Origin of the sequence: Pectinatus frisingensis (assembly GCF_015732285.1) — a bacterium.
GTDB lineage: Bacteria > Bacillota > Negativicutes > Selenomonadales > Selenomonadaceae > Pectinatus > Pectinatus frisingensis.
This window is the reverse complement of sequence record NZ_WIQU01000021.1, coordinates 1-1,434: the sequence shown is the minus strand read 5'-3', so window position 1 is coordinate 1,434 and position 1,434 is coordinate 1. Positions and strand designations below refer to the sequence as shown.

Sequence of the window (1,434 nt, the reverse complement as noted above, 5' to 3'; positions counted from 1 at the left end):
TAAATATATTATATAAGGAGAAAAATTATGACTAAAGATACTATTACTTTAGAAGAAATGCAGGACATTATTGAATTTCGTGATTTGGTAAAGCCCTTACCACAAAAATTAAAGATGGATATTGCAAAAGGAATGGCAATGTTTGAAGCAGGTTATAAATCAGGTTTTATAGATGGAAATTCCGAAAAAGAAACACGAAACAGGACAGCACAGGACGCTGCACAGGAAGAAATTTGTCAGGAAATTGTATCAGTATTAAAAAAATACAATCTTAGTTTTGAAGAAGCATTGCAGGTGCTTGATATAACTAAGATTACAGTTGGACTGTTACCAATTAATTAAAAAATGAGGTAAAGAAAATGTTTAATCCAATAAAAAAAATCAAGAATTATCATGATGAACTTATGAAAACGCCAAAAGGACAGATAAAACTATCAGAAATTTGTATAGCAATAGCGTTAACAATAATAATTAGTAATGTAATACTTTTTCTAATACAAACAAAACCAATGCTTATACAGATAGTATTATTTATACTGATACTCTTATTGCCGGTGATTATGTGAGTATTATGCCGATGTTATCAGAAGATGGCAGCATCCAGCAATATATAGTTTTAGATAAGATTATTCATTTATAGAGCAGTGGGTGATATCAATGTCAAATCCTTTTGTTGCAGGAACTAGCGATAGTGCAACGACTACTGATAATAGTAAGCTGCCAACATATACGGAATATGCTTGGGATTTTGCAAACGATAGATTTATGTATAATATGGGGCAGCATAAAATAGTTACAGAAAATGAAGCTTTGAAAGTTTGGATATATAAAACTTTAAAAACTGAACGGTGGCGTTATTTGGCTTATGATAATGCTTACGGTATAGAACTTGAAAAGTTTATTGGGACACATACAAATAATTCTGATAGTGCCGGAGAAATTGAACAATATATAAAAGAAGCATTATTGATTAATCCTTATATTAAATCTATTGATAAAATACAAGCTGGTATTAATAATGATGAATTAAGCTATGACATATATTTAACAACAATATACGGCGCATTAAACGTAAAGTCTGCTAATTACTAGCAGACTTTTTTTAGAAGGTGAATAAGTGAGCTTTGAACAACAAAGTACAAGTGACGTTTTAGCACGACTTAAAGCAGATTTAGCATCACAAACGAACAATCAGGTTGCAAGTGTTGAAGGTTCTTTTAATGCTGATATGCTAACAGCTAACTCAATTGAATTTGGCAATGCTTACAACGAAATGAATTTAATGATTGACGCTGCTTTTGCACAAACCGCTTGGGACAATTATTTAACTATGCGGGCGGCGGAATTCGGTGTTATCAGAAAAGAAGCCACTAACGCTTTAGTTGATTTAACAATCACAGGTGCAGCAGGAGCGGTAGTGTAAAATAGTTTGTG

The 1,434-nt window shown here is 32.1% G+C and carries 5 protein-coding genes; all 5 read left to right on the top strand.

Translation table 11 applies throughout. The annotated features are described in order from the left end of the window. Positions 1–27 precede the first annotated feature (27 nt). From I6751_RS03020 to I6751_RS03000, 5 genes are read left to right on the top strand one after another with little or no spacing between them, the layout of a single operon-like run. Positions 28–342, top strand: a complete 315-nt coding sequence (locus tag I6751_RS03020) for a hypothetical protein (protein WP_196591301.1) — start codon at positions 28–30, stop codon at positions 340–342. 17 nt (positions 343–359) lie between these two features. Further along, positions 360–566, top strand: a complete 207-nt coding sequence (locus I6751_RS03015; RefSeq protein ID WP_196591302.1) for a hypothetical protein — start codon at positions 360–362, stop codon at positions 564–566. Further along, positions 527–640, top strand: a complete 114-nt coding sequence (locus I6751_RS03010; protein WP_196591304.1) for a hypothetical protein — start codon at positions 527–529, stop codon at positions 638–640. Before I6751_RS03015 ends, I6751_RS03010 begins: the two co-directional genes overlap by 40 nt. 17 nt (positions 641–657) lie before the next feature. Further along, complete coding sequence (locus I6751_RS03005; protein ID WP_196591303.1) at positions 658–1,092, top strand: DUF2634 domain-containing protein; 435 nt, start codon at positions 658–660, stop codon at positions 1,090–1,092. Between the two features lie 25 nt (positions 1,093–1,117). Next, positions 1,118–1,423, top strand: coding sequence for a baseplate J/gp47 family protein (locus tag I6751_RS03000; RefSeq protein ID WP_196598983.1), 306 nt, complete (start codon positions 1,118–1,120; stop codon positions 1,421–1,423). Positions 1,424–1,434: the final 11 nt, after the last annotated feature.

What these genes read in the sequence shown, in the direction of transcription:
- I6751_RS03020 (WP_196591301.1), top strand. Translation starts at nt 28, where the DNA reads ATGACTAAAGATACTATTACTTTAGAAGAAATGCAGGACATTATTGAA.
- I6751_RS03015 (WP_196591302.1), top strand. Translation starts at nt 360, where the DNA reads ATGTTTAATCCAATAAAAAAAATCAAGAATTATCATGATGAACTTATG.
- I6751_RS03005 (WP_196591303.1), top strand. Translation starts at nt 658, where the DNA reads ATGTCAAATCCTTTTGTTGCAGGAACTAGCGATAGTGCAACGACTACT.